General features: G+C 68.5%; 16 protein-coding genes. 7 read left to right on the top strand and 9 right to left on the bottom strand.

The features are described from left to right. Positions 1-61: 61 nt before the first annotated feature. Positions 62-535, bottom strand: coding sequence for a redoxin domain-containing protein (locus tag ACZ5KP_RS03875; protein WP_460920085.1), 474 nt, complete (start codon positions 533-535; stop codon positions 62-64). Positions 536-705: 170 nt separating this feature from the next. Between ACZ5KP_RS03875 and dnaJ the strand changes: the two genes are divergently transcribed. Both dnaJ and ACZ5KP_RS03865 read left to right on the top strand, forming a co-directional pair. Continuing rightward, a complete protein-coding gene (gene dnaJ / locus ACZ5KP_RS03870; protein ID WP_460920083.1) occupies positions 706-1,899 on the top strand; it encodes a molecular chaperone DnaJ in 1,194 nt (397 codons plus the stop codon). Between the two features lie 135 nt (positions 1,900-2,034). Then, positions 2,035-3,459 (top strand): metallophosphoesterase, encoded by a 1,425-nt coding sequence (locus ACZ5KP_RS03865; RefSeq protein WP_460920081.1) that lies wholly within the window; start codon positions 2,035-2,037, stop codon positions 3,457-3,459. Positions 3,460-3,479: 20 nt separating this feature from the next. On the opposite strand, the gene ACZ5KP_RS03860 is transcribed toward ACZ5KP_RS03865, so the two are convergent. Then, complete coding sequence (locus ACZ5KP_RS03860; RefSeq protein ID WP_460920079.1) at positions 3,480-4,928, bottom strand: ribonuclease FAU-1 family protein; 1,449 nt, start codon at positions 4,926-4,928, stop codon at positions 3,480-3,482. A 70-nt stretch (positions 4,929-4,998) separates the two neighbouring features. Beyond that, complete coding sequence (locus ACZ5KP_RS03855; RefSeq protein WP_460920077.1) at positions 4,999-5,376, bottom strand: DUF7532 family protein; 378 nt, start codon at positions 5,374-5,376, stop codon at positions 4,999-5,001. Between the two features lie 192 nt (positions 5,377-5,568). Here ACZ5KP_RS03855 and ACZ5KP_RS03850 point away from each other — a divergent pair, with 192 nt between their 5' ends. Continuing rightward, complete coding sequence (locus ACZ5KP_RS03850) at positions 5,569-6,588, top strand: PrsW family intramembrane metalloprotease (protein WP_460920075.1); 1,020 nt, start codon at positions 5,569-5,571, stop codon at positions 6,586-6,588. Between the two features lie 49 nt (positions 6,589-6,637). On the opposite strand, the gene ACZ5KP_RS03845 is transcribed toward ACZ5KP_RS03850, so the two are convergent. Beyond that, positions 6,638-7,225 (bottom strand): riboflavin synthase, encoded by a 588-nt coding sequence (locus ACZ5KP_RS03845; RefSeq protein ID WP_460920073.1) that lies wholly within the window; start codon positions 7,223-7,225, stop codon positions 6,638-6,640. A gap of 22 nt (positions 7,226-7,247) precedes the next feature. Further along, positions 7,248-9,089: a UvrD-helicase domain-containing protein gene (locus ACZ5KP_RS03840; RefSeq protein ID WP_460920071.1), complete on the bottom strand. Its 1,842-nt coding sequence runs from the start codon at positions 9,087-9,089 to the stop codon at positions 7,248-7,250. A gap of 199 nt (positions 9,090-9,288) precedes the next feature. On the opposite strand from ACZ5KP_RS03840, the gene ACZ5KP_RS03835 reads away from it, so the two are divergent. The 4 genes from ACZ5KP_RS03835 (at position 9,289) to ACZ5KP_RS03820 (ending at position 14,828) form a co-directional block, all read left to right on the top strand. Further along, a complete protein-coding gene (locus tag ACZ5KP_RS03835; protein WP_460920069.1) occupies positions 9,289-9,894 on the top strand; it encodes a CDP-alcohol phosphatidyltransferase family protein in 606 nt (201 codons plus the stop codon). A 105-nt stretch (positions 9,895-9,999) separates the two neighbouring features. Further along, a complete protein-coding gene (locus ACZ5KP_RS03830) occupies positions 10,000-11,358 on the top strand; it encodes a metallophosphoesterase family protein (RefSeq protein WP_460920067.1) in 1,359 nt (452 codons plus the stop codon). Between the two features lie 58 nt (positions 11,359-11,416). Continuing rightward, entirely contained in the window at positions 11,417-13,792 is a 2,376-nt protein-coding gene (locus ACZ5KP_RS03825; RefSeq protein ID WP_460920065.1) for an ATP-binding protein, read from the top strand. Between the two features lie 442 nt (positions 13,793-14,234). Then, positions 14,235-14,828: an IMP cyclohydrolase gene (locus ACZ5KP_RS03820; protein ID WP_460920063.1), complete on the top strand. Its 594-nt coding sequence runs from the start codon at positions 14,235-14,237 to the stop codon at positions 14,826-14,828. 44 nt (positions 14,829-14,872) lie between these two features. On the opposite strand, the gene ACZ5KP_RS03815 is transcribed toward ACZ5KP_RS03820, so the two are convergent. The 4 genes from ACZ5KP_RS03815 to ACZ5KP_RS03800 form a co-directional block, all read right to left on the bottom strand. Beyond that, positions 14,873-15,475, bottom strand: coding sequence for a DoxX family protein (locus tag ACZ5KP_RS03815; RefSeq protein ID WP_460920061.1), 603 nt, complete (start codon positions 15,473-15,475; stop codon positions 14,873-14,875). A gap of 264 nt (positions 15,476-15,739) precedes the next feature. Next, the gene (locus tag ACZ5KP_RS03810; RefSeq protein WP_460920059.1) at positions 15,740-16,024 is read right to left on the bottom strand and encodes a hypothetical protein; all 285 of its coding nucleotides are present in this window, start codon (positions 16,022-16,024) and stop codon (positions 15,740-15,742) included. A 7-nt stretch (positions 16,025-16,031) separates the two neighbouring features. Next, entirely contained in the window at positions 16,032-16,568 is a 537-nt protein-coding gene (locus ACZ5KP_RS03805) for a DoxX family protein (protein WP_460920057.1), read from the bottom strand. Positions 16,569-16,958: 390 nt separating this feature from the next. Beyond that, positions 16,959-17,345 (bottom strand): hypothetical protein, encoded by a 387-nt coding sequence (locus tag ACZ5KP_RS03800; protein WP_460920055.1) that lies wholly within the window; start codon positions 17,343-17,345, stop codon positions 16,959-16,961. Positions 17,346-17,502 lie beyond the last annotated feature (157 nt).

The raw sequence follows: 17,502 nt of genomic DNA, 5'->3' as shown, positions 1-17,502 counted from the left end.
ACCGTCGCCGTGACGGGAGTCGTTCCCGCTCGACGGTGCAGGACGGAGCTGCTGGGATTCTTTAGGCCGACGCGACCGCGTCGAGTAGCTCGTCGTAGTCCGGTTCGTTCGTCGGGTCGTCGGCCTCCCAGGCGTAGGCGATCGTGCCGTCCTCGTCGACGACGAACACCGACCGGTTCGCGACCCCGTGGAGGCCGAGGTCCCCGATGTCGATCTCGACGTCGTAGGCACCGATGGCCTCCCGGGCCATGTCGCTGACGAGGTCGAACTCGAGGCCGTGCTCCTCGCGGAAGGCGCCCTGTGAGAACGGGGAGTCGGCGCTGACGCCGAAGATCGTCGCGCCGGCGTCCTGGAACCCCTCGAGGTGCTCCTGGAGGGCCACCATCTCGTTGGTGCACGGCGGCGTGAAGGCGCCCGGGAAGAACGCGAGAACGACGGGGCCGTCGCCGAGGTGGTCGTCGAGGTCGAACGGCTCGTGGTCGCTCGTTCCGATCGTCGCGGTGAACGTGGGGGCCTGATCGCCTGTCGATGGCATACTGGCGTGTTCGGTCGTCAGGTACGTAAACGGTGTCCCGCAGGTCTGCGGGGGTCCGTCCTCCTGGTTCCTTCAGTGGCGCGGCCGTTCGCGGTCTCGTGCCCCGCATAGGCCCCGCAGACCGATGCCGGGCTTTTCAAGTAGCTCAACGGACTATCCAACGCTAACTGATGAGCGAGGACTTCTACGACGTTCTCGGTGTCTCGCGGGACGCAGACGAGGACGAGATCCAGCAGGCCTACCGGAAGAAGGCCGCCGAGTACCACCCCGACGTCTCCGACGACCCCGACGCCGAGGAGAAGTTCAAGAAAGCCAAGAAGGCCAAGGAGGTCCTCACGGACGAGGAGAAACGCCAGGCCTACGACCAGCTCGGCCACGAGCGGTTCGTCGAGGCCGAGAAACGCGGCGGCTTCGACGAGGGCCGCGGCGGCATGGGCGGCCAGGGACCGTTCGGCGGCGCCGCGGGCGGGGGACAGGGCCCCTTCGGCGGCGCCGCCGGCGGCGGGCAGGGGTTCGGCAGCGTCGAGGACATCTTCGAGCAGTTCTTCGGCGGTGGCGGCGGTCGCGGTGGCGGCAGCCGGCGTCGGCAGGGCTCCGATCTCCGAACCGGCCTCGAGATCGACCTCGAGGAGGCCTACCACGGCGTCGAGAAGCAGATGACCGTCGAGCGTCCGACGCACTGCGGGAAGTGCGACGGCGAGGGCCATCCACCCGACAGCGAGCCCGAAACCTGCCCGGAGTGTAACGGCCGCGGCCAGGTCCAGCAGGTCCAGCAGACGCCCTTCGGCCGCGTCCAGCAGACCGGCACCTGCGGGCGCTGTGGGGGCAGCGGCGAGGTCTACGACGAGACCTGTAGCGAGTGCCGCGGCGAGGGCGTCGTCCGCGAGGAGACGACCCTCTCCGTCGACATCCCCGCCGGCATCGAGGAGGGGCAGACGCTCCGGATGGAGCGCGAGGGCGCGCCCAGCCCCACGCAAGGCCCCAACGGCGATCTGCTGATCGACGTCCAGATCGCCGATCACCCCGACTTCGAGCGCGACGGCGACGACCTCCGCTACCACAAGGGCGTCACCTTCCCGCAGGTCGTCTTCGGCGACACCGTCTCCGTCCCCACCATCGACGGCGAGACCGAACTCGAGGTTCCCGCCGGCACCCAGAGCGGCGAGGAGTTCCGGCTCGCCGGCGAAGGGATGCCCCGGCTCCGCCGCCGCGGCGAGGGCGACCTCTACGTCACGATCCAGGTCGTCACGCCGGAGTCGCTCAACGAGGACCAGCGGGAGGCGCTCGAAGCCTTCGCCGAGGCTGGCGGCGAGGAGATCGAGGTCGACCAGAGCTTCCTGCAGAAGATCAAATCCTCGTTCTAGCCAGCCTTTTTCTTCGTTCGAGTCGAGTGCGATCGGATTGCCCGCTCAGCTGATGACGATCGCGTCGTCGACGGATCGCCGACGCTCCGGAGTTCGGGGACAAGGGCTTTCCCGCCGCGATCCGGTGTGCGTGCAATGGCTGGAGACGCGAGCGATCGTGTCTACTACGTGATCAGCGATCTCCACATTGGGGGTGACGAGCAACTCGAAGACGTCCCCTTCCTCGAGGAACTCCTGGACTTCCTCCGGGAACTCGAGGCGACCGACGAGAACGCCGAACTCGTGATCAACGGCGACGCGTTCGGACTCTGGGAGTTCACTACGGTCGAGGGAATGGCGAAGTTCGACGCGATAGAGGAGCGCTACCCGGCGCTGTTAGAGCAGTTGCGCGCGACGGGCGAGAACGTCCCGATTACGCTCGTTCCCGGCAACCACGACCACGAGCTGTCGGCCTACGACGAGTACGTCGATCGCCTGGCTGAGTACAACGTCGACCTCGTCCAGTCGGTGTCGACGACGCGACTGATCGGCGATCGAGTGATCCACTTCGAACACGGCCACCAGCAGGATTCCAACAACCGGATCGACGCGTGGGGCGATCCCAACGCCACCCCGCTCGGCTACTACTACAACACGCGAGTCACCAGCCGGGCGGGCCAGCTCTCCGATCGCGGGCGCTTCAACTGGCTGCGGGACGTCCAGGCGGTCACGCCGACCGAGCGGCTGCCGATCTGGTTGCTATCGAAGTACTTCTACCGCGAGATGCATCCACTGCTGCGCTACGCGCTGGTTCCCTTCCTCCTCCTGTTCAACGTCAGCGCGCTGCTCGCGGTTCTCGCGGGACTCGAGCTACTCGGCGTCTCGTCGATTCCCGTCGACGGCGTCACCGCGTTCCTCGGCCAGTTCGGACGCGCCGGCACCCTCATCTGGTTCACCCTCGCGATCAACGTGGTCGTGGCGGGACTCCTGTTGCTCGTTGGCGTGCCACTGTATCTCATTCGGCGTGACATCAAACGGACGATAGCGCGGTTTGGCGTCTTCGAGACCGACCTCACGGTCGACACCGGCGTTCCCTACGAGTCGGCCGCTCGCGAGGTGTTCGAGGATCGCCCGGAGACGGCCATCTTCTGTTACGGTCACACTCACCGCCCCTCCATGCGATCGGTCGACGGACGACTGCTCGTCAACACGGGTACGTGGCTCAAGCGACTCTACCGGCGGGACGGCGTCATCGGTATCCTCCCGCCGGTGTTCTACCCCGCCTATCAGCTCTCGGTCGTCCGCATCGCCGCGGAGTCGGAGGGCATAGCCGTCGAGTACCAGGGCATCGAGAAGGAGAGCCCGACCTCGGAGGAGCTAACGCTCACCGAGCGCATCCTCACGATCGGCCGAGAGCCCGACACCGCCCTCCCCGACCGAGCGGTCGTCGACGACGAGTTCGATGGCAAGCACGGTGAGAATTCGAGCGGCGGTGGCGAATCCGGTAGGGCCGGTCCCGACGATGACGATTATGCTGCCGACGCGCCCGTGCCCGACCCCACGACGGAGTCCCGTGACTGACCTCGCATCTCGGCGAGCGGTCACTCCGCCAGCGCCTGGCGCACGCGTTCGGCCGTCCCTCTCGCTCGCTCGGCCAGTGCCTCGCTCACGTGGCCAGCCTCCACGGCGCCGTCGAGTTCGTCCTCGTCGACGACGTACACCTCGCCCTCCGGCGGGTCGATCACGTCGACGTGGAGGTCCACGTACCGTGCGGCGTCGGGGAACAGCTCTACTGGGGTACAGACGTTGACGTAGGTTCCCTTGCGCTGGCCGTCCTCGCCGCGGTACGCCGTCGGGTACCACCAGCGGCCCTCCTCGAGTTTGGTGATCGCGACGTCACCGGGCTCGCGATCGGTCCCGAGCCCGTCGTACTCGCCGGAACTCGAGATTTCCCGGCGGACGGTGAGCGATCCCTCGGGGTCGTACTCGGTGACCTCGCCGGAGCCGAGCACGAGTTTTCGGCCGTCGGGTTTCCCGTGGTGGATCGCGAGCCGATCGCCCCTCGTCGGGCCGAACTGTCTCGTGACGGCGTCGAAGGGGAACGTGGCGTCCTCCCCAACTGCTGTTTCGCCTACCAGCGCTTCTGCCAGATCGACGCCCGCACTCGCGCTCCCGTCGGCGGCCTTGATCCGGTGGTGGCCGGGAATCGTCGTGGTCACTGTGCGCCGGCGGTCGTCGAGCGCGAACCGACTCTCACGGCCGAACCAGATCCACGCCGTCGCGCGGTCCGACGTGGATGGCGTGACGATCGATCGCGGTGCCTCGTCCTCCGGATCCGGCGCGTCGGCGAGCGCGTTCTCGACCGATTCAACTCGCACGAGTGCGTCTTCCAGGGCGTCGCCGCGGGCGTCGAGGGCTGCATCGACCGCCGCTCGCTGCCACCGCAGGCCCCAGCCGTCGGGCAGTTCGAGGTCGAGGAGCTCCGTTGTCCGGGCAAGCGCGGTCGCGTCGTCATCGCGCACGTTCGCGCGGACGCCATCGTCACCGCGGACGAGGCGGAGCAGGCCACCGGGATCCTCGATCCGGATCTCCGTCGAGACGCGGGAGTCGTACTCCGTCCAGGGAGGCGTCGGATCTGTGACCTGCACGCGGAGCCGATCGCCGGCGTCGACGTAGCCGTCGACGTCGTCGAAGGGCAGGTAGCCGGTCGCGCCACCGGGGAGGTCGAGGATCGCACCGCCGCCCCGCGTCCCGGTGACTTCGGCGTTGCTGACGCTCCCGATCGGTGCCGGGTCCGGCCAGTCGAGGGCGTCGATGCCCACGTTGGCGATCGTCTCCCGGAGGTCGGCGACGACGGCGGGCTCCCCCGAGAGCTGGACGCCCTGGCGGTCGCGCGTCGCGTCGATCGTCGCGGCGGGCGCCGTGGTCCCGAACGTCGCGTCGAAGCGGCGCTCGATCGGGTCCGAGGCCTCGACGACCTCGTAGCCGCCGTCGAGGAGCAGCCGCGTGAGCGCGGTCGTGTAGATGCCACGGAGCTGGACGCTGCTCATCGGCGCACCTCTTTGCTGTCGTCGTCACCGCGTCGACGTGCCCGAACGATCCGTCCGGGGCGGGCGCTCCTCATTCGAGGCGCTCCCGCTCGGGCGCAAAGCGCACTCGGTCGTGGACGGTCGGCCCGAGCGTGAGTTCGACGAGGTCCTCGGCGAGCACGCGGCCGTCCTCGACGTAGACGCCCCAGCTCTCGAAGCGCAGCCAGCCCCGGAGCTCGTCGGCGTGCGTGTAGGTGTCGAGGTGATCGACGTCGTGCTGGGGGTACTCCGATGCGGAGTGTGCCTGGTCCATGTCCGAGTAGACGGTGTCGTGGTCGGCGAAGAACTCCTCGAGGACGACGGCGTCGGCTTCGACGAGCGCCGCCACGCTCTCGGCGGCCTCGCCGAGCTCCTCGTCGTCGAGTCCGAGGTCCCGAAGCGCCCGCTGAGTTCGCTGGTCGAAGTGCATACCCGCGGCATCGGGCGCCGGCTACAAAGAACGTGCCATCCTCGGCAGTCGGTAGCTCGTGCGGGGACTCGATTCCACACCGAGTCGGCACTTGCCCGCTCGACTCCCTCATCGGTCGCTCGTGGGGCAGCTGCCAGTGGAGTGACTGTCCGAGCACCAACGCCTTTCACTCGTCGTGGCTACGTAGGGCCCATGGGCGAACCGGATCCGGTCGAACGCGCCGCCGACGGCGAAGCGATCTACGAGGTAACCGACTGGGAGCCCCGATCGCGGCTGGATCGAATCGCCGTGCAGGTCTACGCCGGCGTCGTCACGGGCTCGAAGTGGCTCGTGGTCCTCACCGCCATCGCGATCACGGTCGCGATCGTCGGCATCTCCGGCCTGGATCTGGTCCTCGAACCGATCGTCAGCTGGCTCGTCGTGATGTCGGTCCTGCCGGCGCTGGCGATCGCGGCGTACCTCCGCTACGCCGACGTGACGAGCGGCGAACCGATCGGCCTGCTCGCGATCACGTTTTTGCTCGCAACCGTCGTCGCCGGGTTCGCCGCGGTGATTAACACCGTGGCACGGGGCGGTCTCGGGGTCGTCGCGGAACAGTTCGGCGACGTCGTCGCGATCGCGATCTTCTTCTACCTCGTCGTGGGGCCCGTCGAGGAGTCCGTCAAGCTGCTCGCGGTCAGGCTCTACGCCTACCCCGACGAGCGCTTCGACGCCGTGATCGACGGCGCGGTGTACGGCGCCGTCGCCGGGCTCGGCTTCGCGACGATCGAGAACGCGATCTACATCACCGACCTCATCCAGTCAGAGGGCGGTCTCGCGTCGAGTTCCCAGGGCGATCTCGGCGGCATCACCGCCTCGCGTGCGATCGCCGGTCCGGGCCACGTGCTCTACTCGGCGATCGCCGGCTACTACCTTGGCCTCGCGAAGTTCAACGCCGACCGCGCTGGGCCGATCATCGCGAAAGGGCTCATCGTCGCCGCCGTATTCCACGGCACCTACAACCTCACCGTCGGCCCCGGATCGAACGCCCTCTCGACGGCGCTCCCGGTCTCTCGGTTGGTGAGCGTTGCACTGTACGTGATCGGCTTCCAGTCGATCGTCGGCTACTACCTCTACAGGAAGCTGCGGCGCTACCGGCGGGCGTACGACGAGTACGACGCTGGCGCCACGCCGCCGGATCCCACCCCTGAGCTGACGGAGTTCGATCCGTAACGAAGGCTGGTTTGGGCCTCACGATACGGCCCTGTCAGGCTACCGGCGATCAACGCTCGACCATCGACTCGACGTACTTCGCAATCACGTCGTACTCGACGTTCACCGCGTCGCCGGGCTCGCGAGCCGAGAGCGTCGTCTCCTCGTACGTCTCGGGGATGATCGCGACGTCGAACGTGCCATCGTCGGCGTCGATCGCGGCGACGGTGAGGCTGATGCCGTCGAGCGTGATCGAGCCCTTGTGGACTACGTAGCGGTCCTCGTCTGGAAGGTCGAACGTGTAGCGCCAGTCCTCGCCAGCGGACTCGATTCGGTGGATTGCGACGGTGTCGTCGACGTGGCCCTGCACGACGTGGCCGTCGAAGCGCCCATCGGCGGGCATCGCGCGTTCGAGGTTGACGTGGTCGCCGACGGCGAGGTCCTCCAGCGAGGTGACGGCTCGGGTCTCCTCGGCGAGGAACGTCTCGAACCATCCGTCCCCCGCGTCCTCGACGGTGAGACAGCAGCCGCTGACGCTCACGCTCGCGCCGCGGTCGGGAACGTCGAGCCAGTCGGCGGTGATGCGGAGGCGAAGTCCATCGTCAGTCTCCGTACGATCGGTGACCTCGCCGACGCCTTCGACGATGCCGGTGAACATAGAAAATCGACCTCTGTGCGGATTAGTCGGCCTGGACCGGCTCTTTCGCCTCGTCGAGCAGCTCCTCGACGTCACGGTCGCTGGGCGCGTTCGTCAGGAGCACGTCGATCGGCAGCGTCGGCGCGCCGCCGACGAGGTTCTCCATGATGACGAGACGCTCCCGGGCCCGGCTCATTCCGACGTAGAACACGCGCCGTTCGTTGTCGGTGAGAATGGGTACCGGGTTCGTCGTCTTGGTGAACTCCTCACAGCCCTCGACGTCCGTCGGATCCTCGACGGTCGCGGCCATCTGCTCGACGACCTTCTCAGTGAGGTCTGTCCCGAGGAACACGTGGTCGGCCTCGCGACCCTTCGCGGAGTGGATCGTGCCGACGCGGACGCGGTCGCGTGCGATGGTCTGGTAGTCGCCCGCGAAGTAGGCCTTCATGCTCTCGGTCTGGAAGCTCGTGATCTTCCGGGACATGTCCGCCGCGGAGGCGGGACCGGGCATGAAGGGAACGTGGTCCGTGACGAACTCGGGGTCGACATCGATCTCCGCGAGGTCGTCGATCTCCAGCTCCTCCTGGCGGTCGTCGATGGCGTCGAAGAGGTCGTCGCGCTCGTTGGAGCCGAAGGCGGAGTCGGCGAGCATGTCCGCCAGGCGACGCGCTTCGAGTGCGGTGAGCGGTTCGCCGGCTTCAACGGCCTCGATCGCGTCGACGAACTGCCCGAGGCGGTCGGTCCACATCCGCTGGTCGGTCATCACGCCGAAGGGGATTCCTTCGTCGATGAACTCGTCGATGAATCTGAACATCTGGTAGCGCGCCCGGAACAGCAGCATCACCGACTCGTCGCCCTCTTCCTGGACGGTCCGGCGGATCTCCCGCACGAGATCGAGCATCGAGGGCGAGTCCATCGGGATCACGTCGCCCCCTTCCTTGCGCGGTTCGAGGTCCTTCTCCTGGCGCTTCTCGATGTGGCTGATCTCGCGGTTGACCGCGTTGAGCACCTTCGAAGGAAGCCGGTAGGAGTTCGGCAGGACGTTGTCGTCGTCGACTTCCTCGTCGAGCAAGAGTGCGGGATCGGCGCCCTGCCAGGAGTAGACGACCTGGTCGTCGTCGCCGGCGATCAGCACCCGCTCGACGTGGGGTTTCCACTCCTCGTAGACGTCGTACTGCAGCGTCGTGATGTCCTGAAACTCGTCGATGACGAGGAAGTCGACGCCGGGCTGGAGCGACCGCTGCTTCACGCGTTCGAGCATGTCGGCGAAGCCGGTGAGCTCGTGCTCGCCCTTGTAGGCCCGCCAGCCCCGGATCGCCTCGGGGACGTCGATCCGGTCGTCGCTGGTCGGCCACGTCGGGGTGTACTTGTTCCCCTCCTGGGCGTTCGGGTCGATCTCTGGCGGCAGTCGCACCTCCTCCTCGTCCCACTGGAAGGGAACGTCGTACCAGTCGGCGACGTCACGGCGGGTTCGCTGGAGCCACTGACTCGTCGCGATGATCTTGTTCCCGATCGTCGTCGATCGCGCGGTGCGTCGGCCGGCACCGCTGTGTTCGTCCTCGAACTCCAGCCCGAACTCCTCGCAGAACTCCTCTTTGTCGGACTCGCCGACGACGTCGCCGCGAGAGAGGTTGAGGAGCTCGTACGCCTTCGCGTGCATCGTACAGACGTTGCCCTGGAGGGAGCGGGGCGTCTCGTCGATCCGCTCTGCGAGTCGCTCGCGGATCTCCGCCGCGGCGGCCCGGGTGTAGGAAACGACGAGCACGTCCTTGACGTCGACGTCGTCGTCCTCGATGATGTCCTCGACGCGGTCCAGCAGGGCCGTGGTCTTCCCGCTTCCCGGCCCGCCGAACAGCCGGACGACGTCCGTGTCGGACTGGCTCATTGGACACTCGAAGGACCGGGAGCCGTATAAGCCCGGGGGTTTCCAGCACCGGCGGCGCTGCCCCCGGATTTCGGCGTTCTGACGGCGGCATCGGGAGCCGAACCGCCCCGACGAATGTCGCCGATCGATGCGCTCGCGATAGCGGAGACGGGGTTCTGGACTCACAGGCTATTTGTGCCCGCGGTGCTGCCCTCGACCCATGACGCTGGATCGGCTCCGCCCGCTCGCCGACAAGGGCCTCTCGCCGTTCGTCACCGCCGCTGCCCGCGTCGGACTGACACCCAACGGCGTGAGCGTGCTCGCCTTCCTCGTCGCGGTCGTCGCAGCGGGCAGTTTCGTCGCCGCGGGCGAGGAGCCGCTGTACTTCGTCGCCGGCGGGCTGCTCGTCGCCGTCAGCGGCTGGCTGGACCTCGTCGACGGCGCGCTCGCGCGGCGACTCGACGTCGCCTCGCCCGCCGGCGACCTGCTCGATCACGTGCTCGATCGCTACGCCGACATCGTCCTGATCGCCGGCATCGCGGCGGGGATCGAGCGGTACGCGCTCGGCCTGCTGGCCGTGACGGGCGTCCTGATGACCTCCTATCTTGGCACGCAGATCCAGGCCGTCGGCCTGGGCCGGGAATACGGCGGGCTCATCGGCCGTGCCGACCGGCTGGTGCTCGTCGGCGTCGCCGCGGTCGCGACGGCCGCCTACCCGGACGCGATCGAATCCCTGACGATCGTCGGCTGGCTGCTCGTCTTCTTCGCGATCGTCGGCCACTTCACCGCCCTCCAGCGCTTCGCCGGTGCGTGGCGGGACGTGTAGGGATCGGGTGTCTCCGCACGCGACCACCGCTCGACGCTCCCAGTCACCACATTCCCGTCCGTTACGACCCGAATCCCTTTGTCGTCGGGCGATCACGTCCTTGCAATGCCACGGCTCGTCCACACCGCCGACGTCCACCTCCACCCGGACGCGCCGGAGCGACGCGCCGCGCTCGAAGCGGTGCTCGAGCGCGCTGAGGCGATCGATGCCGACGCTGTGACGATCGGCGGCGACCTCTTCGAGGACGAGGGTGCCGCCGAGCGGCTCCGTCCGGAACTCCGGACCCTCTTTTCGGATCGCACGTTCCCCGTCGTCGTCATCCCGGGAAACCACGACCGCGACGCGTTCGCCGGCGACGCGTTCTTCGGGCCTGCGATCCGGCCCGCGACCGCGGACCCCTTCGAACAGTTCACGATCGCCGACGGTTCGGTGCGGCTCACCTGCGTCCCCTACACGCCGACGCTATCGGACGACCTGCTGGTCGCGCTCGGGAACCGGGACGCCTTCGACGGGCTGGACTGTCTCCTGGTTCACTGCAGCCTCGAAGCACCGAGCGCGGCCGGCGGTGCGGGGGATGCGGGTGCAGGCGAGGAGGCCGCGACCCGGTACGCGCCAGTCTCCCGGAGCGAGCTCGGGGCGCTGTCGTTCGACGTCGTACTCGCTGGCCACTACCACGGCGCGAACCGCGTCGAGTTGCCTGCGGAATCCGGTCACGCCGGCACCTTCGTCTACCCCGGCACGCCGGCCTCCGTCACGCGAGCCGAGACCGGCCGCCGGTCCATCGCGATCGTCGACCACGACGTGGCCGACCCTACCGACGCGGCCGAGGTGGCCGACGCTGCCGAGTCGGCCGAGGTGGCCAACGCGATCGACGTGGCCGCCGCGGCCAACGCAGCCGACCCGACTGACGCAGCCGAGGTGGCCGACGCTGCTGAGGCGACAGACGTAGCCGATGCTGGCGAGACTGTCAACGCCGCCGACGCGACCGAGGCCGCCCGGCCGGTGCGACTCGAACCGCTGGAGAGCTTCCACTACGACGACCTCGAGATCACCGTTCGTCCCGGCGAGGCAGACGACGCGCTCGCCACCGTCCGCGAGCAGGTCGAGACGTGGGCGGAGCGCGACGCGGGCGGCACAGCCGCTACCTCGGCAGGGTCGGCGGGCACTCCGGCGCCGACGGTCGAGGCGCGAATCACCGTCGAGGGGTTCGTCGATCGCGACGAGGCCGTTTTCGCCGAGTCGCTGGCCGAGGCCGCTGGCGACGTGCCCTTCGAGAACCGGACCCGGTCGGTATCCCAGCTGCTCGAGCACCCGATCTACCGGGAGTTCGACGCGCGTCTCGACGCCGAAACGGCAGCGACCGCGGCCGAGCACCACGCCGATCCGGATCGGCTGGCCGAGGCGGCTCGCGAGCGACTGCTCGCAGCGATGGCCGATCTCGCCGCCGAGGGTGAGCTGACGTGACGGGTCGAACTGCCGTCCCTCGGTTGCGGGGGCGCTGGCTCGCGGGAGGTGGGCGGCCGTGAAGCTCCAGTCCGTTCGCGTCGATCGCTACGGCCCGCTCTCGGGCATCGAACACGAGTTCGACGGTGGGCTGGAGGTCTGCTACGGCCCGAACGAGTCCGGGAAGACGCTGTTGCTCGACGCCATCCTCCGGCTGTGCTCGCCCGACGCCGTCGACGTGCTGCCGGACGTGGGCCGGGTCGAGGAGCAGCCCGTCGGCCACGCAGTCCTCGAAACCGGCGGTGCCGAGCCCGCAGTCGCCCGAGCTGGCGATACGAGCGACGCTACGGCCGCGGGCGGTCCGAGGAGCGTCGACGAGCACGTCCTCGGGGACGGGACCACGTTGGGCGACGTGACCGACTGCACGCCCCGTCAGCTCCGCAACGTGTTCGTCGTCCGGGACGCCGACCTCCGCCTCGACGACGAACACGAGTTCTACGACGCGACGGCCAGGCGCCTCGCGGACCTCCACACCGCCGAAATCGACGCGCTCCGGAAGGCGGTGGTCGATGCGGGCCGGCTGACGCCAACGACCCTCAACCTCGCCCGGGCCGACGAGCACGGCAACGTCAGGGAAGTCCGTGACGAGGCCGCCGACCTCGCGGAGCGCATCGATACCTACGTCACCGACTGCCGCGCGTCGGGCGTCGAATCCGCCGAGCGCGAACGCGTGGAGGTCGCGACCGAACTCGAGCGCGCCCGGGAGGCCCTCGAACGACAGCAGGCGGCGGAGGCCCTGGCGACGTACGAGCGCCTCTCCGCCCAGCTCGAGACCGTTCGGGAGGCGACGGCAACACTCGCGGACCGGGACGCCACCGAGGCTGGCCTCGATCGGCTCGAGAGCATCGACGGGGAGCTCGATCGGATCGCCGACGACCTCGACGCTGTCGAGGAACGCCGGGACGAACTGCGGGCGGAGCGACAGCGCCTCGACGGCCAGATCGAGGACCTCGCAGCCGAGCGCGGGACGCTCGCGGATCGGCTCGCGGAACTCGACGCCGTCGAGGACCGTCTGGAACGCTACCGCGAGACGGTACCCGTCGGCGCCGACGGCAAATCGGTCCACCTCGGTGCTGGCGTCGCGATCGCCGGCGCACTCGGCGCGGGTGCAGCGGCGATCGCGGGCGTGCTCCCGGCCGCACTCGGTCTAACGGCACTCGCCGTGCTGGGCGGCGCGTGGACGCTGTCTCGCCACCGAGCGCAGCGGCGGGCCCAGCGCGAGCGCGAGTCCCTCCTCGCAGCGGCTCGCGACGCAGGGATCGACACCGAGACCGCCGAGGCGATCGCCCCGGCGATCCGCGATCTCCGGGACGAACGCGACCGGCTGACCGACCGACTCGACTCGCTGGAGCAGGATCGCGAACTCGCGGAGCGCCGCCTGGACGACGTCGAAGCAGAACGCGAGGACGCGATCGAGCGCCGTCGAACGCTGCGCTCGGAGCGTCGCGAGCTCCTGCGGGAGGCCGGCGTTCCGGACGTCGAGCGCTACCGGGCGGCCGTCGCCGACGCCGAGTCCCTCCTCGCGGACCGTCGCGAGGCGATGGCCAGCCTCGCCGAGCGGTTCGGCGAACCGGACCGGGAATCGCCGGCCATCGACGAGCGGATCGACTACTGGGCGGACGAACTGGCAGCGCTCCGCGACGACGTCGACGCGCCCGCCGTCGACGCCGAGGCGTTCGATCCCGAGGAGCGCGACCGGCTCGAGTCGACGGTCGCGGAGCTGGAAGACCGGCGCACGGAGCTACGGAACCGACTCGACGACCACGAGGCCACCGTCGACCGGTTCGCCGACGAGCTGGGCCGGCTCCCGACCGGCCGATTCCGCGACGAGCCGATCGGACTCGCCGCGCGATCGGTCGCTGGGCTCGCTGCGACGGCGCGAGCGCTCGAGTCGTTCGTCGCGGAGATCGAGCGCGACGCCGACGTCTCGCGGGTGGCCGTGGCCGCCCTGGAGGACGTCCGGGCCGACGAGGAAGCCAAGCTCGCGGCGCTGTTCGGCGACGAGAGCACGGCCGCCCGCACGTTCGCGTCGATCACCGACGGCCGCTACGAGGGCGTTCGCTACGATCCCAGCGACGAGACGCTCGTCGTCGACGCGGCCGACGGCACCACGCTGACGCCGCGCGATCTCAGCCGCGGGACCACGGACCAGCTCTACCTCGCCGCGCGGATCGGGCTCGCCGACCGACTCCTGCCCGGCGAGCCGGGATTCCTCCTGCTCGACGATCCACTACTCCCGGCGGACCCGGACCGGCTCGCCGCGGGCTTCGACGCACTTCGGTCGCTGGCCGACGCGGGCTGGCAGATCGTCTACTGGACCGCGAAACCAGAGGTCGGCGAGCGACTCGTGGAGCGACACGACGTCGCGCGTCGGCGATTCGAGCAACTGGAGTGAACGACGGCACGCAGGCACCGCTGGCGGCGTCGCGACCAGTCCGACCCGATCGCTCGGTGGTGGCGTCGTCGCTGCTGTGAAGTGAAAGCGAACGTCCGGCGGCGGGGTCCCCGCCCCGCGCCGAACAGTCGTACGGTCGGTCGGGCGACCCCGACGCGATCCCAGGTGGAGCGTGTGACAAGCGAGGGCGAAACGCCCTCACACGTGGTCGGTGAACGTCCGCCCCCTTATAGATGGGCGAAGCAGACCGGAAGTGAAATCGCCAGCGGGCTATCGGGCGTCGAACTGGCGTCAGACGATCGCACGACGCCGGGCGCTGGGCCGCTTGCGACCCGCCGCGGCGCAGTGTGGTTCGGTGAGCGCCGCTTCGCCGAGCCGGGCGAATCGTGCGTGCCTGGATCGCTCCGACAACTACATTCCACGTCGCGTTCGACGGGCGTGCATGTACGTCGGACGCTTCGTCGTCGTCGGGCCGGACGTCGCAGCCTATCGAGTCTCCTCGCGATCGTTCCCGAACCGCGAGATCCGCGACCGGGACGGCACGCTCACCGTCGGCCCGACCGAGGACGCACCGCCCACCGACAACCCCTACGTCGAGTACAACTGTCTGCGAACGACCGCGGAAGGGCCCCGGGAGGAGCCGGCGGCAGTGCTCGGCAACGGTTCGCACGTCGATCCGATCGTCGAGAAAGTCGAGCTCGGCTACCCGGCACGGGACGCGCTCGCCGACGCGCTGCTCGCACTCGATTACGAGAAGGACGACTACGACACGCCGCGGATCGCTGGCGTCCTCGACGGCGACGGCGCACACGTCGGCATCGTGCGAAACGACGCGCTACTCGTCAAGGCGGTCGAGCGACCGACGCTCGTCGCGACGTACGGACGCGACGCGCCCTCGCCGGTCGAGTTCGATGCGACCGACGCGGTCGCCGCTGCGGAGGAGGCTTACGAGTTCGACTTCGAACACGCCGTCTGCGCGGCTGGCGTCGCGAGAACGGAGGACGGCTTCGAGACGGCGATCGACAACGGGGACTGATCGCCGCGCGCTCGCCGACGTTCGGATCGTGGACCGACCCGGGCTCAGCCGAGCAGGAATCGGAGCCAGGCGTTGTTCTGGACGACCTCGCTGTCCTCGAGCTTCGCGTCGAGGCCGAGGATCCGGCCGGCGCCGATCGCGGCGAGCCCGAACAGGAGGAGCACGTAGACGACGGTCTCGTCGACGACCCACCCGTGCTCGACCGGCAGCCCCGCCAGGATCCCGCCCTGCAGGTGCGAGAGCCAGAACAGGAGCATCATCAGCGCGCCCCAGAACGCCGACCATCGCACGAGGAGGCCGACGATCAGTGCGACGCCGATGAGGATCTGCCCCCAGACGACCAGCGGGTCGACCCAGGTGACACCGGCCATCTCGGCGAACAGGTCCTGTGCCGGGTTGTCAGGGTGTAAGGCGTTGTTGAGGTAGCCTGCGGCGCTGAAGCCGCCGGTCAGGGGCTGGTTCTGGATGCCCTCGATCCCGTTCCCCGTCCACTTCTCCAGCCCCGCCTGGAGGAAGATCCAGCCCATGGCCACTCTGAGCAACACCACCGAGTAGGCGATCCAGCTCTCCGAGTAATCGAACGTGACGTCGCGTCCGAACAGTTCCGCGTCGAGCGTGCGTTCAGCCGGTCTCCGGTCAGTTGCCATATGTGATCCCTCAACTGGCAGTTCACAGTCCAACCCCATATAAATGGGGCACCGTTTCCGCCCCGCGGGAATCGGACGTCGACGGCACGCAGCTCCTCGACGGCTATCGATCGCGAATTCGCATCGAGCTTCGACGCCGCCGCAGTGATCGAAATAGTATCCACAGCTGATGCATCCTCGAAACTATTGCAAATCGAGAGAATGACCGGGTCCCGTTCACATCCCGCTCCGGGCTGGGACGGAGGAGGGCAGACTGCAGCCCGCTCAGTCGTCGGCCGGTGTGGCGGCGGTCCGCTCGATGGGTTCGGCCGGCTGTGCCAGCTTGTAGACGGCGTAACACAGCCAGATGGCCAGCCCGGCGAGCACTATGTACGCCCGGAGGTCCGGGGGCACGAGCGGTTCGGCGGTGACTGCGCCCGCCTCGTTGGTCTGCTCGATGTGCGGGTTCTGCGTCAGCGTGTTCAGGGCGCCGAGGACGACGACGCCGAGGACGATCAGTCCGCCACCGAGCATGGCGATCAGATCTGCCGTGGATTCGCGTGGTTGCATTCGTTGGTCACCCCATCAGGTACCGCAGCCGTGGATGTTGCTCGAGCAGTTCGGTCCCCTCGAGGTAGCCGTCGAGGCCGTAGACGCGCCCCGCGCCGAACAGCGCGATGGTCGCGAATACGAGCAGTCCGAACAGCTCGCTCGTCACCATCCCGTTGCTCCAGCCCGCGTTCCCGAGGTAGAAGAACGTGGCCAGGATCATGCCGTTCGCGGCGGCGAGCCGCGTCAGCAGCCCGACGATCAGCCCGAGACCGATCGCGATCTGGCCCCACGGCACGAGGAGGTTGGGAACGAACGCCGCGTTGAGCGCGAACCACTCGAAGACGGGGTGCAGGACGCTCCCCTGGGTCCCCATCTCCAGCCAGCCAGTCGTGTCGTAGAGCAACCCCTGCTCCAGGACCTTCCCCAGCCCCGCGTTCAGGAACCACCACCCCGCGATCACGCGGAGCAACACGAGCCAGTAGGCGCCCCATGGCCCGTCGAAGCTGTACGCCACGTCCCGACCGAACAGTCGGGTGTCGACCGTCGCCGTGTCAGTTGGCACAGTTAGCTCACCTTACGGTTGCAGCTTTGCGGGCAGGTCCGGTCGCCCTTCCCCCGAAGTATACTGGTGTTTAAGTCGGAGATCGTCGCTCGTCGCGCACGGCCGGGGGATCGTTTGACCGGTCGTCGTCTGCGCGCTCATCATACTGCCCGACCGCCGTCCGCACGATCGTCATACGTTTCGATCGTCGTCTACGGCTCGTCATGCTGTCCGACCGTCGTCTGCGCGATCGTCCTACGACACGTTCACCGTTTGCACGATTCTCGTACAGCACTATCGTCGCGCTCCACTGTCGATCGCAGGTCGCTGACTCTGAGGTCGCTGAACCGGGCGTCAGGAGTGGCGCTCGCGGGTGCTCACCGACGTCGGCAGCAGCCGTCACACCTCGGGCTAGATCGCTGCCGACTCGACGTCGAGTGCGTCTCGAGCGCCCGACTCAGCCACCCGGACGATCGCGTCGCCGTCCCCGTGCAGTGCGACTGCAGCCGGTGCCCAGAGTGCAGTTCGCACCGCTGCCGAGACGGATTCGAGCCGCGCCATCCGCTCGCGGTGTGCGCTGCGCTGGACGAATCGTTCCCAGTCCGCCTCCGCCCCGAACGTGAAGACGAACCGCACCTGCTCGCCGTCGTCGTCCACGCCGCGATAGATCCGAAAGCTCCGCACGTCGGGCTGGGTCGTCCAGTCGAGCACGACGTTGGGAAACCACTCCTCGAACCGCTCGCGGTGGCGGTCGGATAGTTCGACGGTCACCTCGTAGGCGACGCCGTCGCTCAGCACGGTCCTTCACCCCGGTTCGATCGTCGCTGGTCGTCCGTCATCACGATTGAACGTAGGGAACTCGACCCCCTCACTGCCGTGCAGGATACTACGGGACTTTAGGCGGCGATGAGGTCGACGCCCGTCCACGCGGCCCGCTCGAGCGGACCGTCCGGTC

Source organism: Salinarchaeum chitinilyticum, assembly GCF_055390775.1.
This window is presented reverse-complemented; position numbering and strand designations above follow the sequence as displayed.